The sequence below is a fragment of the Nocardia sp. 852002-20019_SCH5090214 genome, from assembly GCF_001665865.1.
Classification (GTDB): domain Bacteria; phylum Actinomycetota; class Actinomycetes; order Mycobacteriales; family Mycobacteriaceae; genus Nocardia; species Nocardia nova.
Map to the genome: position 1 here is coordinate 1 of NZ_LZMK01000296.1, position 1,050 is coordinate 1,050.

The 1,050-nt window shown below is 70.0% G+C and carries 1 protein-coding gene; it reads right to left on the reverse strand.

The window, feature by feature from the left end; genetic code table 11:
* Window positions 1-30 precede the first annotated feature (30 nt).
* Window positions 31-1,050 (reverse strand): hypothetical protein (locus A5780_RS41230; RefSeq protein ID WP_197521840.1); only part of this gene is annotated, 1,020 nt, incomplete at its 5' end.

The following is a 1,050-nucleotide window of genomic DNA, read 5'->3' on the forward strand; positions in this document are numbered from 1 at the left end:
CGCGGCAGCGCTTCGGAACTGGGAGACGGTCTACATGCCGAGGCCGTGATCGTGGCTGGTGTCGTGGTTCATGCCGAGGTACCGCGATCGGGTGGCATCGTCCATGGGCTCGACACCACTCGCTGGCGCGGGTTGCGCTGGTTCTTCCCCATAGAGTTCGGTGCGGGCGCGGTTTTCGAGGTCAAGTTGCGCCGGGGTGAGCGATTCTCGGCGGGCGGTTTCGGCGTCGATCTCGGTGAGGTCGTCGGCGAGTTGTTGGCGCTGTTGCTGGTATTCGCTCATGTCCTGGTCGAACTCGCGGTCGCGTTGTTCGGCGTCGGCGATTCGGCGGGCGTGGTCGCTGGTGTCGGCGGCGCGGGCGAGGACGTCGTCCCATCCGTCCTCGGGGCCGGCGGCGAGGACGGCGTCGATTTTCGCGATACGGGCGGCCTCGCGCGCAGCGGCGGCCGCGTCGCGGGTGTCGTTGCAGGCCTGGCGCAGCGCGGTGAGGCGGGCTTCGTGTTCGGCGCGGATGCGTTCGGCGTCTTCGCCGAACGGTTTCCACCACGGGACCGACGCGGTGGTGCCGCGTTCGGTGTTCCAGTCCTGTTCGGCTTTCCGTGCCGCTATTTCGGCGTCACGGGCGGCGGCGCGTTTGTCGCGGACGGCGTTGATGGCGGCGGCTTGTTCAGCGAGGCGGGCGGTTTCGGCATGTGCCCGGTCGACATGGGTGCCGTGCTGATAGCGGTCGTTGTACTCGCCCCACAGTCGTGGCGCGTCCTCGATGAGTGAATAGCTGAGCCGGTTGCGGCGGTGGGTCGCTGCGCGTTCGAGTCGCCCGTCGTGGAGGCGGCGCCACGGGTCGGCGGCGATCTCGGCTTTCACCCGCGCGTAGTCGTCGCGGCCGCGCACTACGGGATCGAGGTGTTCGGTGAGCCGCCACCGCAGCGCGGCGGCGGGCTGCTCATCAGGTAGCGGCCGAGCCATCGCCGCGCGGGCGGCCTGGTCGACGTCGACCCCGGCCGCGTGCGCGATGTCGAGGCGTTCGGCCAGCACCGGCCAATACGGGTC